Annotated in this window: 15 protein-coding genes and 5 tRNA genes; all 20 read left to right on the top strand. The window is 32.8% G+C overall.

Annotated features, from left to right (window positions below):
• Positions 1–2: 2 nt before the first annotated feature.
• The 20 genes from BWR22_RS11505 (at position 3) to rpoB (ending at position 16,625) form a co-directional block, all read left to right on the top strand.
• Entirely contained in the window at positions 3–1,028 is a 1,026-nt protein-coding gene (locus tag BWR22_RS11505; RefSeq protein ID WP_076733811.1) for a potassium channel family protein, read from the top strand.
• A 91-nt stretch (positions 1,029–1,119) separates the two neighbouring features.
• Entirely contained in the window at positions 1,120–2,736 is a 1,617-nt protein-coding gene (locus BWR22_RS11500) for an alanine/glycine:cation symporter family protein (RefSeq protein ID WP_076733810.1), read from the top strand.
• A 17-nt stretch (positions 2,737–2,753) separates the two neighbouring features.
• Positions 2,754–3,629, top strand: a complete 876-nt coding sequence (locus BWR22_RS11495) for a ComEA family DNA-binding protein (protein WP_076733809.1) — start codon at positions 2,754–2,756, stop codon at positions 3,627–3,629.
• Between the two features lie 12 nt (positions 3,630–3,641).
• Entirely contained in the window at positions 3,642–4,814 is a 1,173-nt protein-coding gene (locus tag BWR22_RS11490) for an acyl-CoA dehydrogenase family protein (RefSeq protein ID WP_076733808.1), read from the top strand.
• 76 nt (positions 4,815–4,890) lie between these two features.
• A complete protein-coding gene (locus tag BWR22_RS11485) occupies positions 4,891–6,309 on the top strand; it encodes a carboxypeptidase-like regulatory domain-containing protein (RefSeq protein ID WP_076733807.1) in 1,419 nt (472 codons plus the stop codon).
• Between the two features lie 164 nt (positions 6,310–6,473).
• Positions 6,474–7,358 carry a tyrosine-type recombinase/integrase gene (locus BWR22_RS11480; RefSeq protein WP_076733806.1) on the top strand — a complete coding sequence of 295 codons (885 nt, stop codon included), beginning with the start codon at positions 6,474–6,476 and terminating at the stop codon, positions 7,356–7,358.
• Between the two features lie 68 nt (positions 7,359–7,426).
• On the top strand, positions 7,427–7,729 hold the full coding sequence (gene hpf / locus BWR22_RS11475; protein ID WP_076733805.1) for a ribosome hibernation-promoting factor, HPF/YfiA family: 303 nt from the start codon (positions 7,427–7,429) through the stop codon (positions 7,727–7,729).
• A 101-nt stretch (positions 7,730–7,830) separates the two neighbouring features.
• A tRNA-Thr gene (locus BWR22_RS11470) sits at positions 7,831–7,904 on the top strand.
• 65 nt (positions 7,905–7,969) lie between these two features.
• A tRNA-Tyr gene (locus BWR22_RS11465) sits at positions 7,970–8,051 on the top strand.
• A 48-nt stretch (positions 8,052–8,099) separates the two neighbouring features.
• Positions 8,100–8,172 (top strand) — tRNA-Gly (locus BWR22_RS11460).
• A gap of 10 nt (positions 8,173–8,182) precedes the next feature.
• Positions 8,183–8,254: transfer RNA gene (locus BWR22_RS11455), tRNA-Thr, on the top strand.
• Between the two features lie 68 nt (positions 8,255–8,322).
• Positions 8,323–9,510: an elongation factor Tu gene (gene tuf, locus BWR22_RS11450; protein ID WP_076733804.1), complete on the top strand. Its 1,188-nt coding sequence runs from the start codon at positions 8,323–8,325 to the stop codon at positions 9,508–9,510.
• Positions 9,511–9,572: 62 nt separating this feature from the next.
• A tRNA-Trp gene (locus BWR22_RS11445) sits at positions 9,573–9,645 on the top strand.
• 91 nt (positions 9,646–9,736) lie between these two features.
• The gene (gene secE, locus BWR22_RS11440) at positions 9,737–9,931 is read left to right on the top strand and encodes a preprotein translocase subunit SecE (RefSeq protein ID WP_076733803.1); all 195 of its coding nucleotides are present in this window, start codon (positions 9,737–9,739) and stop codon (positions 9,929–9,931) included.
• A 10-nt stretch (positions 9,932–9,941) separates the two neighbouring features.
• Entirely contained in the window at positions 9,942–10,496 is a 555-nt protein-coding gene (gene nusG / locus BWR22_RS11435; protein ID WP_076733802.1) for a transcription termination/antitermination protein NusG, read from the top strand.
• 74 nt (positions 10,497–10,570) lie between these two features.
• Positions 10,571–11,011 (top strand): 50S ribosomal protein L11, encoded by a 441-nt coding sequence (gene rplK / locus BWR22_RS11430; RefSeq protein WP_076733801.1) that lies wholly within the window; start codon positions 10,571–10,573, stop codon positions 11,009–11,011.
• 17 nt (positions 11,012–11,028) lie between these two features.
• The gene (gene rplA, locus BWR22_RS11425) at positions 11,029–11,718 is read left to right on the top strand and encodes a 50S ribosomal protein L1 (protein ID WP_076733800.1); all 690 of its coding nucleotides are present in this window, start codon (positions 11,029–11,031) and stop codon (positions 11,716–11,718) included.
• A 19-nt stretch (positions 11,719–11,737) separates the two neighbouring features.
• Complete coding sequence (gene rplJ / locus BWR22_RS11420) at positions 11,738–12,259, top strand: 50S ribosomal protein L10 (protein ID WP_076733799.1); 522 nt, start codon at positions 11,738–11,740, stop codon at positions 12,257–12,259.
• A 54-nt stretch (positions 12,260–12,313) separates the two neighbouring features.
• Positions 12,314–12,688: a 50S ribosomal protein L7/L12 gene (gene rplL / locus BWR22_RS11415; protein ID WP_076733798.1), complete on the top strand. Its 375-nt coding sequence runs from the start codon at positions 12,314–12,316 to the stop codon at positions 12,686–12,688.
• A 124-nt stretch (positions 12,689–12,812) separates the two neighbouring features.
• Positions 12,813–16,625 (top strand): DNA-directed RNA polymerase subunit beta, encoded by a 3,813-nt coding sequence (rpoB, locus tag BWR22_RS11410; RefSeq protein WP_076733797.1) that lies wholly within the window; start codon positions 12,813–12,815, stop codon positions 16,623–16,625.
• The last annotated feature ends 26 nt before the right edge of the window (positions 16,626–16,651 follow it).

Raw genomic sequence — 16,651 nt, 5'->3', positions numbered from 1 at the left:
AAATGAAAAACTTTTTAATAAATATTTTTAAAACTAAAATATATTTAGCATTAGCGCTATTAGTTTTTGTTTTATTAGTAGGCGTTTTAGGTTTTAAAATTATTTCAGAATACTCATGGGTAGATGCTGTATACATGACGGTTATTACCATAACAACTGTTGGTTTTGGCGAGGTGCAGCCATTAGATGATAACGCCAAAATTTTTACCGTATTTTTAATATTATCTAGCGTTGTTATTGTAGGTTACGCACTTTCTATTATTACAGAATACATATTGAGTAGCAATAATTTAGAGGATTTAAAAAAGAAAAAAATGCAAAAGAAAATTGACGAGTTACAAAACCATACCATAATATGTGGTTATGGCCGCAACGGAAGACAAGCAGCTAAAAAATTACTGTCTTATAATAAACCTTTTGTTGTAATAGAAAAAAACAAAGAAATTATAGAAAGTAATCAAGACGATAAAGTGTCAATGGTTTTTGGTAATGCTAATGAAGACGATGTGTTAATTCAAGCAGGTTTAGACCGTGCAAGTACATTAATAACAGCATTGCCAAGTGATGCAGATAATTTATTTGTAGTACTTTCTGCTAGACAGTTAAATAAGAAAGCTTGTATTATAAGTAGGGCGTCCCAAGAAACATCATACCAAAAATTAAAATTAGCAGGAGCAAATAATGTTATTTTACCAGATATTATTGGTGGTGACCATATGGCTTCATTAGTTGTTGTTCCAGATTTAATAGAATTTATAGATAATTTAGCTGTTGGTGGAAATGAAGATGTTAATATAGAAGAAATCGATGTAGATAAGCTTTACAATACATCTAGTAAAGTACAAACAATTAAAGATTTAGATTTACGAAATAAAACAGGTTGTACAGTAATAGGTTATAAAGGCAGTGATGGAGAATATATTGTTAATCCAGAAGCCGAGATTAAATTAGTACCACATTCTAAGGTAATTGTTTTAGGTCGTCCAGAGCAAATTCAAAAAATGAATTCTATTTACGAATTAGATTAAAGCAGCTTTTTAACAACTTCCATTTTAAATATTCAGCATTTTTTTGCATATTGCTACATTAAATTTAACATTAAACTAACAAAAACTAATTATGAAGAAGTATCTTCTCTCTATTTTTACATTAATATTACCATTGCTAACTTTTGCGCAAGATAGCACAGCAGATCAAATCGATTCTATATTTAAGAAATATACAGGTTGGTTTGTTGAAGGCATCTTTTCGGAAATTCCATTTACCGACACCATAAAAATTCCTTGGGTATTATTAGTATTAATTGGAGGCGCATTATTTTTTACTATATATTTTAAATTTATAAACTTTACTGGATTTAGAACCGCAATAAAAGTAGTTCAAGGTAAATATGAAGATATCGAAAAACACGGTGTAGATTCTCTTTATGGAGATCAAACACCTGGAGGAGATGTTATTGAAACTATGAAAAAAGAAGGTGCAGATGGTGAGGTTTCTCACTTTCAGGCACTAACAGCAGCATTATCTGCAACCGTAGGTTTAGGTAATATAGCAGGTGTTGCAGTAGCACTATCAATTGGTGGGCCAGGAGCAACATTCTGGATGATTATTGCAGGATTATTAGGTATGGCATCTAAATTTGCAGAATGTACATTAGGTGTAAAATATAGAGATGTTGGTGAAGACGGAACAGTTTACGGTGGACCAATGTACTATTTAACAAAAGGTTTAAAAGAAAAAGGAGCAGGAGGAATAGGTAAGGTTTTAGCAGTCCTTTTTGCAATATTTGTAGTTGGTGGTTCTTTTGGTGGAGGAAATATGTTTCAAGCCAATCAAGCAGCAGCGCAGTTTACAAAATTATTTAACTTAACAGGAGAAAATGCAGGAATGTATTTTGGTATTGTTATGGCTGTTTTAGTAGCTGTTGTAATTATTGGTGGTATTAAGCGTATTGCTTCGGTTACAGAAAAAGTAGTGCCGTTTATGGCAGGAATATATGTGTTAGCCGCTTTAATAATATTATTTGCTAACTTTACTTTAATAGATGATGCTTTTGCAGCAATATTTAATGGAGCATTTACGCCTTTAGCAGGTTTAGGTGGTATTATTGGTGTAATGATTCAAGGTGTGCGTCGTGGAGCTTTTTCTAACGAAGCAGGTGTTGGTTCTGCAGCAATTGCGCATTCTGCGGTACGTACAAAATATCCAGCGAGTGAAGGTATTGTTGCATTGTTAGAGCCATTTGTAGATACTGTAGTAATTTGTACAATGACGGCTTTAGTTATTGTAATTACTAACTTCGATGGTGGTTTTATGGAATATGGAGTAGAAATAAAAGAAGGTGTAGAAATTACTGCAACTGCTTTCGATAGCGTTATACCTCACTTCTCAATTGTATTAACTATTGCAGTTATATTATTTGCATTTAGTACTATGATCTCTTGGTCATACTACGGTATGCAAGGTTGGGTTTTCTTATTCGGAAAAGGAAAAATTACAGATTTAGTTTATAAAGTATTATTTCTATTCTTTGTAATTGTAGGAGCTTCAATTAGTTTAGGAGCTGTAATAGATTTCTCTGATGCCATGATTTTTGCTATGGTAGTTCCAAATATTATTGGTGTAATTATGTTGTCTCCAATAATTAAAAAAGAGCTTACAAAATATATGAATGCTATTAATAAAAAAGAAGAAGCATTAGAAGACGGAGCAACAGATTTAGTTGATGAAATGTAAAATCTTAAAAATATAAAATGAATATTAAATCCCATTTCAAGTTTTCAAAACAACAACGAAATGGGATTTTTTTATTGTTGGTTTTAATTATTGTGCTGCAATGTGTATATGCTTTTGTAGAATTTCCTTTAAAAGATGTTACGATTAATTCTAAAGAGTTAGAGGAATTTCAAGCAGAAATAGATTCTTTAAAATTTGTGGAAATTGAAAATAGAAAACCAAAAATTTATCCATTCAATCCAAATTTTATTACAGATTATAAAGGCTATGCTTTAGGAATGTCTAACGAAGAAATAGATAGGCTGCTAAATTTTAGAGCCAAAAATCAATGGATAAATTCTGCAAAACAATTTCAACAAGTAACAGAAGTTTCAGACTCTGTTTTTAATAGAATATCACCATACTTTAAATTTCCAGATTGGGTAACAAATCCTAAGCCCAAAAAACAATATGCTAAGTCTTTCAATACAAATAAACCAAAAACTGAAGCTCAAAAAATAGACTTAAATAAAGCAACAGCTGCTCAACTTCAAAGTGTTTATGGTATAGGAGAATATTATGCAAACAGTATTGTAAAATACCGTACTAAACAAAATGGATTTGTTTCTATGGTAGAATTAGGTGAGGTTTATGGTTTAAAACCAGAAACAATAGAAAAAATTAAAAAGTCTTTTACACTAAAAACGCCAAGAGAAATAAACAAAATAAACATCAATACAGCTACAAAGGCGCAATTAGTAACTGTTAGATATATAGATTACGAAATTGCGCATAATATTATAGAGTACAGAACACTACACGAAGGTATAAAGTCTCTTGACGATTTAATAAAAGTTAAAGACTTTCCGGTGAAAAAAATAGAGATAATTAAGTTATATTTACAACTTAATTAGAATATAATAAAAATGGATAACAGATACTTCACCGAAGAGCATAATTTATTTAGAGAAAGTTTGGCAGATTTCCTTAAAAAGGAAGTCGTTCCGCACATAGAAAAATGGGAAAAAACTGGACACATAGAGCGTTTTATTTGGGAGAAATTTGGTGAAATGGGCTTCTTTGGTATTGCATATCCAGAGACTTATGGAGGTATGGATTTAGATTTGTTCTATACCGTTATATTTTTAGAAGAATTACAAAAAATAAATTCTGGCGGATTTGCAGCTGCAATGTGGGCGCATGCTTACTTGGCTATGACTCATGTAAATGCAGAGGGTAGTGAAGAAATAAAACAAAAATACCTAACAAAAAGTATTACAGGAGAATACATTGGTGCTATGGCAGTAACAGAACCTTTTGGAGGTAGTGATGTTGCAGGAATGCGAACAACAGCTGTAAAAAAAGGAGATACATACGTGCTAAATGGCTCTAAAACATTTATTACAAATGGAGTATATAGCGACTATATAGTAGTAGCGGCCAAAACAAGCCCAGAACTTGGTAATAAAGGAATAAGTATGTTTATTGTAGATAGAGATACAAAAGGAGTAAGCGCTACTAAGCTAGATAAATTAGGATGGAGAGCAAGTGATACAGGAGAAATAGCATTCGATAATGTTACCATTCCAGCAAGCCACTTAATGGGTGAAGAAGGAAAAGGTTTTCCATATATAATGCAGCATTTTGCATTCGAACGTTTAATTATGGGAATCAATGCGCACGCTAGAGCAGAATTTGCTTTAGAATATGCTGTAAAATACATGGGAGAACGCCAAGCTTTTGGTAAATCTATAGATAAGTTTCAAGCATTACGCCATACAATGGCAGATTGTTATGCAGATATGGAGGTGTGTAAAGAATTTAATTATACAGTAGCAGCTAGATTAGATAAAAACGAATACGTTGTAAAAGAAGCAACCATATCAAAATTGCGTTCAACTAAAATGGCAGACGAAGTTATATACCAATGCTTACAAATGTTAGGAGGCTATGGTTATATGGAAGAGTATCCAATGGCACGCTTATTGAGAGATAGCAGACTAGGACCTATTGGTGGAGGAACCAGTGAAATTCTTCGTGAGATTATCGCTAAAATGGTAATTGATAAAAAAGAATATAAACCGGCGGTAAAACACTAATTTTTGCATTTGCAGAAATCTTATAATAAATAGGGAAAGGTCATCGTTTAAATATAATATAATCAACTTTTTTAAAATGAAATACCCAAATCAACTTCTATACATTCTATTTTTCTTATTTGCTACATCAGTATTTGCACAAAAAGAAATTAATAATCAAGTAGTAGATTTTTTTAAAGATGAACCCATAGAAAGCGCAAGTGTGTATATTCAAAATACTGCAATCGGTACTATTACAAATGCCGATGGTAAGTTTGTGCTTAGAATACCAAAAGAAAATGTTTCAGATACATTGGTAATATCATCTATCGGGTATTCAACCGAAAAAATACCTTTAGATCAGTTTGATGCATCAGATGCAATATATTTAGTAGAGGCAGTTGCATCTTTAGATGAAGTTGTATTAGAGGCAGAAGTTAGGCCAAAAACAGGAAACGATATCGTGTTAAAAGCTATTGAAAGGCTGTCTTCAACAATGCCAGACTCGTCTTATATTCAAAAAGGTTTTTTACGTCATAAAGAGCGTAATAAAAAAGAATTTAAATGGTTAATAGAAAGCGCAATTTCTGTTTACGATTCTAGTAATAGCGTTCCAGCTAAAGACTATTTAAAAATTAACGTAGATCAAATGCGTAAAAGTTACGATCTTAGAGATATAGATAGTCTATTTACATATGCATCATACTTAAACCAGAATACTAAAATAAAAACAAATCCTAGAAACTTAAAAAGAAGTCAAGTAAAAACAGCTCTTCTTGAAAAGTCTATAAAATGGAACGATAATAGAGTAAACGGACTCCAAAATATATTTCAAGGAAAACTTAATATGTTTAGAAATATAGATGGAAAAAAAGCCATATTCGGAGAAAATATTTTAGAAAATCATCAATTTAGATTAGATACTATTTTAGTAGATAACGAACGTAAGCTTTATAAAATAGAAATAAATAAAGGAGAAGAATACGTAGGTTTAGATACTAAAGGAATTTATAACGAAGGCTTCGAACCTAAAGGATGGTTGTATATCTATTATGATAACTTTGCAATTAAAAAAGTAGAATACGAATTATTAGCAGCTTCAAAAGAGCAAAAGAGTAGAAGTAAAAGATTGTTTGATACAAATGTGAATCATAAATTAATAATTAACTATAAGGAATTTCAAGATAAAATGTATCCAAATTATATTTACTACGAAACTCCAAAACTTGTAAATGTAGGCTTTAAACCTAAAAATAAGCAAGAAGAACACCTTGCAGAACAATACAATAAAGAAGAACGTTATTATTACACCGTTCAAGAAATACTGTTCTCAGATATTATTGTTAATCATGATGAAATAGAAGCAGAACTTAAAAAAGAATGGGATATGGATATTTTTTCTCCTAAACCATATAATAAAGAATTTTGGGAAACTTATAATGTATTATTAGAAAGCGAGGACGACGAAAAATTAATAGAAGACTTAAGTAAAAGAGCCTCATTATTTAAAGAATAATTTTTTTTGGGCGTTCCCAAGACATGCTAAAAAAGCATGACTTGGTCAGGCTCTCAGCTATATCTTTTTTGCGCATAAGCGCGCACAAAAAAGGATGCCGCTTCCATCCTTAACGCATAAAGTGCGCTGGCAAATTTATTATCGTTAATAAATAAACATTAATCATGTCTATAAAAGCCTTTACAGATTATCTTTTATTAGAAAGAAACTACTCAAATCTTACTGTAAAAGCCTATATAAACGATATAAGCTCCTTTCAATCTTTTTTAGCTAAAGAGTTTGAAGACTCTCAATTAAGTCTAGTAAACTATCCGCAAATAAGAAGTTGGATTGTACAATTGGTAGAGTCTAAAATTTCCAATAGAAGTATAAATCGTAAAATTTCCGCCTTAAATTCCTATTATAAATTCTTATTAAAAACAGGAGATATAGATAAAAATCCACTAGCAAAACATAAAGCTCTTAAAACAAGTAAAAAAGTTCAAGTACCATTTTCAGAAGCCGAAATTAATATAGTGCTAGATGAATTGAAATATGATGATGATTTCGAAGGATTAAGGAATAAATTAATCATAGAATTGTTTTACTCAACCGGTATAAGGCGAATAGAGCTTGTAAACTTAAAACTTTCAGATTTTAATAATAAAACATTAAAAGTACTTGGTAAACGCTCTAAGGAGCGCTACGTTCCTTTATTACAGTCTGTAACACAAACACTAGAAGATTATCTGCAAAAACGAAAAGAGCTAAAAGATATAAAAGATAATGAAGCTCTTTTTTTAACAAAAAAGGGAGTTAAAATATACGAAACTCTTGTCTATAGAATAATAAATGATTATTTTAGTCAAGCATCAAATAAAGTGAAAAAGAGTCCACATATATTAAGGCACTCATTTGCAACACACTTATTAAATCAAGGTGCAGATTTAAATGCTGTTAAAGAGCTTTTAGGGCATTCAAGTTTAGCTGCAACTCAAGTTTATACACATAATAGTATAGCCGAACTTAAAAAAGTTTATTCAAACGCACACCCAAGAAGTAAAAAATAACAGCTATTGTATAACAAATACTCAAAACGTAAACCCATATGTTTTAGAGTATATTAATAGCAGTATTTATGATAGTAAACACCCAAGCAGTAAATTTCAATGCAAATCCAGAATTGTTGAATTTTGTTAAAACACGAATGGATAAATTAGAAACCTATTACGATAAGGTCATAAAATCAGACGTATTTTTGAAAATAGAGAACACAAGCGGAAAAGAAAACAAAATTTTTGAAGCCAAAGTAAGTATACCTGGAGATAGTTTAATAATTAAAAAGCAATGCAAATCTTTCGAAGAAGGTGCAGATACTGCTATTGCATCGCTTCAAAGGCAATTAAAAAAGCGAAAAGAGAAATTAAGAGCACATTTATAAAAATATTTGTAAAAAATATTTTTGAATAACTAAATAAATATATACATTTGCAGTCCGTTAGAAATAGCGGGCTTTTTTTATTCGTAAAAAAAGAATAAAAAGCCGATGTAGCTCAGCTGGCTAGAGCAGCTGATTTGTAATCAGCAGGTCGTGGGTTCGAGTCCCTCCATCGGCTCTTAAAATTAAGAAAGTTTAAAAGCTTTTTTAAAGTTCTTTAAAAGATTGATAAAATTTAAAATTGGGGAGATACTCAAGCGGCCAACGAGGGCAGACTGTAAATCTGCTGACTACGTCTTCGCAGGTTCGAATCCTGCTCTCCCCACATTTTTACCAAGAAATGTAAATTTTAAATTTGAGAATTTAAATAATTGCGAGAGTAGCTCAGTTGGTAGAGCGTCAGCCTTCCAAGCTGAATGTCGCCGGTTCGAACCCGGTCTCTCGCTCTAATATTTAGCCGGTGTAGCTCAGAGGTAGAGCGTTTCCTTGGTAAGGAAGAGGTCACGGGTTCAATTCCCGTCATTGGCTCGATTTTTTAGAAAACAAAAATTTGAACACTAATATTATTATATAACTAAGATTAAATTATTTAAAACATGGCAAAGGCAACTTTCGATCGTTCAAAACCACACTTAAATATTGGTACAATTGGACACGTAGATCACGGTAAAACAACTTTAACTGCTGCTATTACTAAAGTATTAGCTGATGCAGGTTTATCAGAAGCAAGAGATTTCGATACTATCGATAACGCTCCAGAAGAAAAAGAAAGAGGTATTACAATTAATACTTCACACGTAGAGTATCAAACAGCTAACCGTCACTACGCACACGTAGATTGTCCAGGTCACGCCGATTATGTAAAGAACATGGTAACGGGTGCTGCACAAATGGATGGTGCTATATTAGTTGTAGCTGCGACTGATGGTCCTATGCCACAAACTCGTGAGCACATCTTATTAGGTCGTCAGGTAGGTATCCCAAGAATCGTTGTATTCTTAAATAAAGTGGATATGGTTGATGACGAGGAGTTATTAGAGTTAGTAGATATGGAGGTTCGTGAATTATTATCTTTCTACGAGTATGATGGAGATAATGGGCCTGTAATATCTGGTTCTGCTTTAGGAGCTTTAAATGGTGAGCAAAAATGGGTTGATACTGTAATGGAATTGATGGAGGCTGTTGATAACTGGATTGAAGAGCCATTAAGAGAGGTTGATAAAGATTTCTTAATGCCTATTGAAGATGTATTCTCTATTACTGGACGTGGTACAGTAGCAACTGGTCGTATTGAGACTGGTATTGCTAACACTGGAGATCCTGTTGAGATTATCGGTATGGGTGCAGAGAAATTAACTTCTACTATTACAGGAATTGAAATGTTCCGTCAAATATTAGATAGAGGTGAAGCTGGTGATAACGCTGGTATCTTATTAAGAGGTATTGAGAAGTCTCAAATTTCTAGAGGTATGGTTATTACAAAGCCAGGTTCTGTAACACCACACGCTAAATTTAAAGCTGAGGTTTATATCCTTAAAAAAGAAGAAGGTGGACGTCACACTCCATTCCATAATAACTACCGTCCACAGTTCTACGTACGTACAACTGATGTAACTGGTAACATTGCACTTCCTGATGGAGTTGAGATGGTTATGCCAGGAGATAACTTAACAATTACTGTTGAGCTTATCAATACAATTGCAATGAATGTTGGTCTTCGTTTCGCTATCCGTGAAGGAGGAAGAACAGTTGGAGCAGGTCAGGTAACTGAAATCTTAGACTAAGATTTAGTCTAATAAATATAGGGTTAAGGTGTCTCGTTTTCGTGGCACCTTGACTTATATTTACGGGTTTAGCTCAGTTGGTAGAGCACTGGTCTCCAAAACCAGGTGTCGGGAGTTCGAGTCTCTCAACCCGTGCTTATAGTTGTAAAGAGTTTTAATAACACTTTGTAACTAAAATAAATTTGAAAAATATAGAAATATATTTTTTATAAAATAAAGATTAAAAATGGCTGGAATAGTAAATTATATTAAAGAATCATTTGGTGAGTTGAAAAATAATGTGACTTGGACACCTTGGCCAGAAGTGCAAAGGTTAACAATATTAGTTGCTGTTTTTTCAATCATATTCTCTTTAGCAATTTGGGGAGTTGATACTGTTTTCAGTAAGGTTATTGCCGAGTACTTTAAATTAATAAGTTAGTATAAAGTTTATGGCTGAAGTAGGAGAAAAAAAGTGGTACGTTGTAAGGGCGGTAAGTGGTCAAGAAAATAAAATTAAAACTTATATAGAGAATGAAATTGCTCGTTTAGGTTTACAAGATTATGTTGAGCAAGTATTGGTGCCTACAGAAAACGTAGTACAAATAAGAAACGGAAAAAAAATAAATAAAGAGAAAGTATATTTCAGTGGTTATATAATGATTAAGGCAAACCTTACAGGTGAAGTTCCTCATATCATAAAATCAATAACTAATGTAATAGGCTTTCTAGGAGCTACTAAAGGAGGAGATCCTTTACCGTTAAGACAATCAGAAGTTAATAGAATGTTAGGTAAAGTAGACGAATTATCAGTAGATATAGATACAAGTGTAGCTATTCCATTTACAAAAGGTGAAACTGTTAAAGTTATAGACGGTCCTTTTAATGGTTTTGATGGTACTATTGAGAATATTAATGAAGAAAAACGTAAACTTGAGGTAATGGTTAAGATTTTCGGAAGAAAAACACCGTTAGAATTAAGTTATATGCAAGTAGAGAAAATTTAATAATTGTTACAACAATAAAGAAAGTATTAAGTCAGCTTCAACTATAGACTTAATATGAAACTAAATTATTTAAAATGGCAAAAGAATTAGGCAAAGTAGTCAAATTACAAGTAAGGGGAGGTGCAGCGAATCCGTCGCCACCGGTTGGACCCGCTTTAGGTGCTGCTGGTGTTAATATCATGGAGTTCTGTAAGCAATTTAATGCTAGAACTCAAGATAAAGCTGGTAAAGTTTTACCAGTTGTGATTTCTGTTTACAAAGACAAATCATTTGACTTTGTAATCAAAACTCCTCCAGCTGCAGTTCAATTATTAGAAGCGGCCAAAGTAAAAAAAGGATCAGGTGAACCTCATGTACGTAAAGTAGCTAAGGTAACTTGGGATCAAATTAAAACAATTGCAGAAGATAAAATGGTAGATTTAAATGCCTTTGAAATCGAATCAGCAATGAAAATGATCGCAGGAACAGCAAGATCTATGGGTATAACAGTTAAAGGTGGAGAAGCACCTAATTAACCTAAAAAGATTTTAAAATGGCAAAATTAACAAAGAAACGTAAAGAGGCTGTTGCTAAGATAGAAAAGGATAAATTATATTCTTTACAAGAAGCTTCAGCACTGATAAAAGAAATATCAAACACAAAATTTGATGCTTCAGTAGATTTAGCGGTACGTTTAGGAGTAGATCCTAGAAAAGCAAACCAAATGGTTAGAGGAGTTGTTTCTCTTCCACATGGTACTGGTAAAGATGTAAAAGTATTAGCATTAGTAACTCCAGATAAAGAAGCAGAAGCAAAAGAAGCTGGAGCAGATTTCGTTGGTTTAGATGAGTACCTTGATAAAATTAAAGGTGGTTGGACAGATGTAGACGTAATTATTACTATGCCTAGTGTAATGGGTAAATTAGGTCCTTTAGGACGTGTATTAGGTCCTCGTGGTTTAATGCCTAACCCAAAGACAGGTACTGTAACTATGGATGTTGCAAAAGCTGTTACAGAAGTGAAAGCTGGTAAAATTGATTTTAAAGTTGATAAAACCGGTATTGTTCACGCTGCTATTGGAAAAGCATCTTTTAGTGCTGATAAAATTGCAGGTAACGCAAACGAATTATTAACAACATTATTAAAACTGAAGCCAACAGCAGCTAAAGGAGTTTATGTAAAAAGCATTTTTATGTCGTCTACAATGAGTCCTAGTATTGCAGTTGATACAAAAATCGGTTAGTAGTTAAATACTTTATATCATGACAAGAGAAGAAAAATCACAAGTTATAGAAGAATTAACTGCACAATTAGCAGATAATGCTAATATTTATTTAGCTGATATATCAGGTTTAAACGCAGGTAGTACTTCAGATTTACGTCGTGCTTGTTTTAAAGCAAATGTAAAATTAGCAGTAGTAAAAAACACATTACTTGAAAAAGCAATGGAAGCTTCAGATAAAGATTTTGGAGACTTACCATCAACGCTTAAAGGAAATACATCAGTGATGTATTCTGAAACTGGAAATGCTCCAGCAAAAGTAATTAAGAATTTCCGTAAAAAATCTGAAAAACCTTTATTAAAAGGAGCTTTTATTGAGGAAACAGTTTATATAGGAGATGATCAACTAGATATGTTAGTTGATATTAAATCTAAAGAAGAATTAATTGGAGATATTATTGGATTATTACAATCTCCTGCTAAGAATGTTGTTTCTGCACTTAAATCTAGTGGAGGAAAACTTTCAGGAATTCTTAAAACATTATCTCAAAAAGAGGGATAATTTAACTAGTACGCACTTTATACTTAAATATTAAAAATTAAAAATTATTACAAAATGGCAGATTTAAAAGATTTCGCAGAACAATTAGTTAACCTTACAGTAAAAGAAGTAAATGAGTTAGCAACTATATTAAAAGATGAATATGGTATCGAGCCTGCTGCTGCTGCAGTAGCTATGGCAGGACCAGCTGCTGGTGGTGGAGACGCTGCTGAAGCTCAAACTGAATTTGATGTAATCTTAAAAGCACCAGGTAGCGCTAAGTTAGCTGTTGTAAAATTAGTTAAAGAATTAACTGGTTTAGGATTAAAAGAAGCTAAAGGTTTAGTTGATGATGCACCAAGTGCAATCAAAGAAGCTGTTTCTAAAGATGAAGCAGAAGCTCTTAAAACTCAGTTAGAAGAGGCAGGAGCAGAGGTAGAGCTTAAGTAAGCATTACCAATAATTTTTACAAAGGTTTAGGTCTTGAGAATGCTCTCAAAGACCTAGACCATTTGTCGTATATAGGTAATACCTATAAACAAGTATTTTTTTTTAATCAAAATTTCGTCCATTGATGTTAGTAACACAAGCTGAAAGATTAAATTTCTCGTCTATTATTAATAGAACTGAATATCCAGATTTTATGGATATTCAAATAAAATCCTTTCAGGATTTTTTCCAACTTGAAACAAAATCTGAAGAAAGAGGTAATGAAGGATTGTATAATACCTTCATGGAGAACTTTCCAATCACAGATACTCGTAATCAATTCGTTTTAGAATTCTTAGATTACTTTGTCGACCCACCAAGATATGCTATTGAAGAGTGTATAGAAAGAGGACTTACGTATAGCGTTCCATTAAAAGCAAGGTTAAAACTATACTGTACAGACCCTGAACATGAAGATTTCGAGACCATTGTTCAAGATGTGTACTTAGGAACAATACCTTACATGACACCTTCTGGTACATTTTGTATCAATGGTGCAGAACGTGTTGTAGTATCTCAATTACATAGATCACCAGGAGTATTTTTTGGTCAATCATTCCATGCAAATGGAACAAAATTATATTCAGCAAGAGTAATTCCATTTAAAGGATCTTGGATAGAATTCGCTACGGATATCAATCAAGTGATGTATGCTTACATCGATAGAAAGAAAAAATTACCTGTAACTACTCTATTTAGAGCTATAGGTTTTGAAAGAGATAAAGATATTTTAGAAATATTTGATCTTGCGGAAGAGGTTAAAGTATCAAAATCTGGATTAAAAAAAGTATTAGGTCGTAAACTTGCTGCTCGTGTATTAAATACATGGCATGAAGATTTCGTTGATGAAGATACAGGAGAAGTTGTATCTATAGAGCGTAACGAAATTGTATTAGATCGTGATACAGAATTAGATAAAGACAATATTGAAGAAATTCTTGAAATTGGAGTAAAAACTATTCTTTTACATAAAGAAAGTGCTCAACAAGGAGATTACGCAATTATACATAATACGCTTCAAAAAGATCCAACAAACTCTGAAAAAGAAGCAGTAGAGCATATTTATAGACAACTACGTAATGCTGAGCCGCCAGATGAGGAAACAGCACGTGGTATTATAGATAAATTATTCTTTAGTGACCAACGTTACTCTTTAGGAGAAGTAGGACGTTATAGAATGAATAAAAAATTACAGTTAGATATCGGAATGGATAAGCAAGTACTTACCAAAGAAGATATTATAACTATTATAAAATATTTAATTGAGTTAATAAACTCTAAAGCAGAGATTGATGATATTGATCACTTATCTAACCGTCGTGTACGTACAGTAGGAGAACAATTATCTTCTCAATTTGGTGTTGGTTTAGCACGTATGGCTCGTACTATTCGTGAACGTATGAACGTTCGTGATAACGAGGTTTTTACACCAATCGATTTAATTAATGCAAAGACATTATCGTCTGTAATTAATTCTTTCTTTGGTACAAACCAATTATCTCAATTTATGGATCAAACCAATCCACTTGCAGAAATTACGCACAAGCGTCGTTTATCAGCATTAGGACCAGGAGGTTTATCTAGAGAAAGAGCTGGTTTCGAAGTACGTGATGTACACTATACTCACTATGGAAGACTTTGTCCAATTGAAACTCCTGAGGGACCAAACATTGGATTAATTTCATCTTTATCTGTATATGCAAAAGTGAATTCTATGGGATTCATTGAAACACCATATAGAAAAGTAACAGATGGTGTTGTAGATATTAAAGGAACGCCTACATATTTAAGTGCAGAAGAAGAAGAAGAAAAATTAATAGCACAAGCAACTGTAAAAGTTGATGACGAAGGTAAAATTTTACACGACAAGGTAATTGCTCGTATGGAAGGTGATTTTCCGGTAATGGATCCAAAAGATATTCATTATACAGATGTTGCACCAAACCAAATTTCATCTATTTCAGCTTCTTTAATTCCTTTCTTAGAGCATGATGATGCCAACCGTGCATTAATGGGATCTAACATGATGCGTCAAGCCGTACCATTATTACGTCCTCAAGCACCAATTGTTGGAACAGGATTAGAAAGACAAGTTGCATCAGACTCTAGAGTATTAATTAATGCAGAAGGAGAAGGTGTTGTAGAATACGTAGACGCTAACGAAATCGTAATTAAATACGAGCGAAGCGATGATGAAGCTAAAGTAAGTTTCGATAGTGATATTACAAGATATCCTTTAGTAAAATTTAGAAAAACAAACCAAGGAACATCTATTAACTTAAAACCAATCGTAAAGAAAGGTGATAAAGTAAAAAAAGGACAAGTTTTATCTGAAGGTTATGCAACTCAAAAAGGGGAATTAGCTTTAGGAAGAAATATGAAAGTAGCCTTCATGCCTTGGAAAGGATATAACTTTGAGGATGCCATTGTAATTTCAGAAAAAGTTGTTCGTGAAGATATTTTTACATCTATTCATATTGATGAGTATTCATTAGATGTTAGAGATACAAAATTAGGTAACGAAGAGTTAACTAATGATATTCCTAACGTATCTGAAGAAGCAACAAAAGATTTAGATGAAAACGGAATGATCCGTATTGGAGCAGAAGTTAAACCTGGAGATATATTAATTGGTAAGATTACTCCTAAAGGTGAAAGCGACCCAACACCAGAAGAGAAATTATTACGTGCTATCTTTGGTGATAAAGCAGGTGATGTAAAAGATGCTTCATTAAAAGCATCTCCTTCATTACATGGTGTAGTAATTAACAAAAAGTTATTTGCTCGTGCTATTAAAGACAAACGTAAAAGAGCTCAAGATAAAGAAGATATCGCTCAATTAGAAGGTATCTATAATTCTAAATTTGATGCTTTACAAGCAGTATTAGTTGAAAAACTTTTCACAATTGTAAACGGAAAAACTTCTCAAGGTATATTTAACGATTTAGGAGAAGAAGTTTTACCAAAAGGTAAAAAATTCACACTTAAAATGTTAAATGCTGTTGATGATTATACGCACTTAACTGGTGGAACTTGGACAACAGATGAGCACACAAATAAATTAGTTGCAGATTTAATTCATAACTATAAGATTAAAGAAAACGACTTACAAGGTTCTTTACGTCGTGAGAAGTTTACAATTTCTGTAGGAGATGAATTACCAGCAGGTATCATTAAATTAGCTAAAGTTTACATTGCTAAAAAACGTAAACTAAAAGTTGGTGATAAAATGGCAGGACGTCACGGAAACAAAGGTATTGTTGCACGTATTGTACGTCAAGAAGATATGCCTTTCCTAGAAGATGGAACTCCAGTAGATATCGTATTAAATCCATTAGGAGTACCATCACGTATGAATATTGGACAAATTTATGAAACAGTATTAGGATGGGCAGGACAAGATCTTGGTCGTACTTTTGCAACACCAATATTCGATGGAGCTACTATAGACCAAATTAACGAATTAACAGATGAAGCTGGAATTCCAAGATACGGTCATACATACTTATACGATGGAGGAACAGGAGAGCGTTTCGATCAGCCAGCAACAGTTGGTGTAATCTACATGCTTAAATTAGGGCATATGGTAGATGATAAGATGCACGCACGTTCTATTGGACCATACTCATTGATTACTCAACAACCATTAGGAGGTAAAGCACAATTTGGTGGTCAGCGTTTTGGTGAGATGGAAGTATGGGCACTTGAGGCATATGGAGCTTCAAGTACGCTTAGAGAAATCTTAACAGTAAAATCTGATGATGTAGTTGGTAGAGCTAAAACTTACGAAGCTATCGTAAAAGGTGAACCAATGCCAGATCCAGGATTACCAGAATCTTTTAACGTACTTATGCACGAATTAAAAGGGTTAGGATTAGACATTAGATTAGAGGAATAAAAATAGTTTACAGTGTTCAGTCAGCA

Origin of the sequence: Lacinutrix venerupis, from assembly GCF_001971745.1 — a bacterium.
Classification (GTDB): domain Bacteria; phylum Bacteroidota; class Bacteroidia; order Flavobacteriales; family Flavobacteriaceae; genus Lacinutrix; species Lacinutrix venerupis.
This window is presented reverse-complemented; position numbering and strand designations above follow the sequence as displayed.

Bases quoted from the DNA above. Each gene is read 5' to 3' on its own strand.
- BWR22_RS11505 (WP_076733811.1), top strand. From the start codon at position 3: ATGAAAAACTTTTTAATAAATATTTTTAAAACTAAAATATATTTAGCA.
- BWR22_RS11500 (WP_076733810.1), top strand. From the start codon at position 1,120: ATGAAGAAGTATCTTCTCTCTATTTTTACATTAATATTACCATTGCTA.
- BWR22_RS11495 (WP_076733809.1), top strand. From the start codon at position 2,754: ATGAATATTAAATCCCATTTCAAGTTTTCAAAACAACAACGAAATGGG.
- BWR22_RS11490 (WP_076733808.1), top strand. From the start codon at position 3,642: ATGGATAACAGATACTTCACCGAAGAGCATAATTTATTTAGAGAAAGT.
- BWR22_RS11485 (WP_076733807.1), top strand. From the start codon at position 4,891: ATGAAATACCCAAATCAACTTCTATACATTCTATTTTTCTTATTTGCT.
- BWR22_RS11480 (WP_076733806.1), top strand. From the start codon at position 6,474: ATGTCTATAAAAGCCTTTACAGATTATCTTTTATTAGAAAGAAACTAC.
- hpf (WP_076733805.1), top strand. From the start codon at position 7,427: ATGATAGTAAACACCCAAGCAGTAAATTTCAATGCAAATCCAGAATTG.
- tuf (WP_076733804.1), top strand. From the start codon at position 8,323: ATGGCAAAGGCAACTTTCGATCGTTCAAAACCACACTTAAATATTGGT.
- secE (WP_076733803.1), top strand. From the start codon at position 9,737: ATGGCTGGAATAGTAAATTATATTAAAGAATCATTTGGTGAGTTGAAA.
- nusG (WP_076733802.1), top strand. From the start codon at position 9,942: ATGGCTGAAGTAGGAGAAAAAAAGTGGTACGTTGTAAGGGCGGTAAGT.
- rplK (WP_076733801.1), top strand. From the start codon at position 10,571: ATGGCAAAAGAATTAGGCAAAGTAGTCAAATTACAAGTAAGGGGAGGT.
- rplA (WP_076733800.1), top strand. From the start codon at position 11,029: ATGGCAAAATTAACAAAGAAACGTAAAGAGGCTGTTGCTAAGATAGAA.
- rplJ (WP_076733799.1), top strand. From the start codon at position 11,738: ATGACAAGAGAAGAAAAATCACAAGTTATAGAAGAATTAACTGCACAA.
- rplL (WP_076733798.1), top strand. From the start codon at position 12,314: ATGGCAGATTTAAAAGATTTCGCAGAACAATTAGTTAACCTTACAGTA.
- rpoB (WP_076733797.1), top strand. From the start codon at position 12,813: ATGTTAGTAACACAAGCTGAAAGATTAAATTTCTCGTCTATTATTAAT.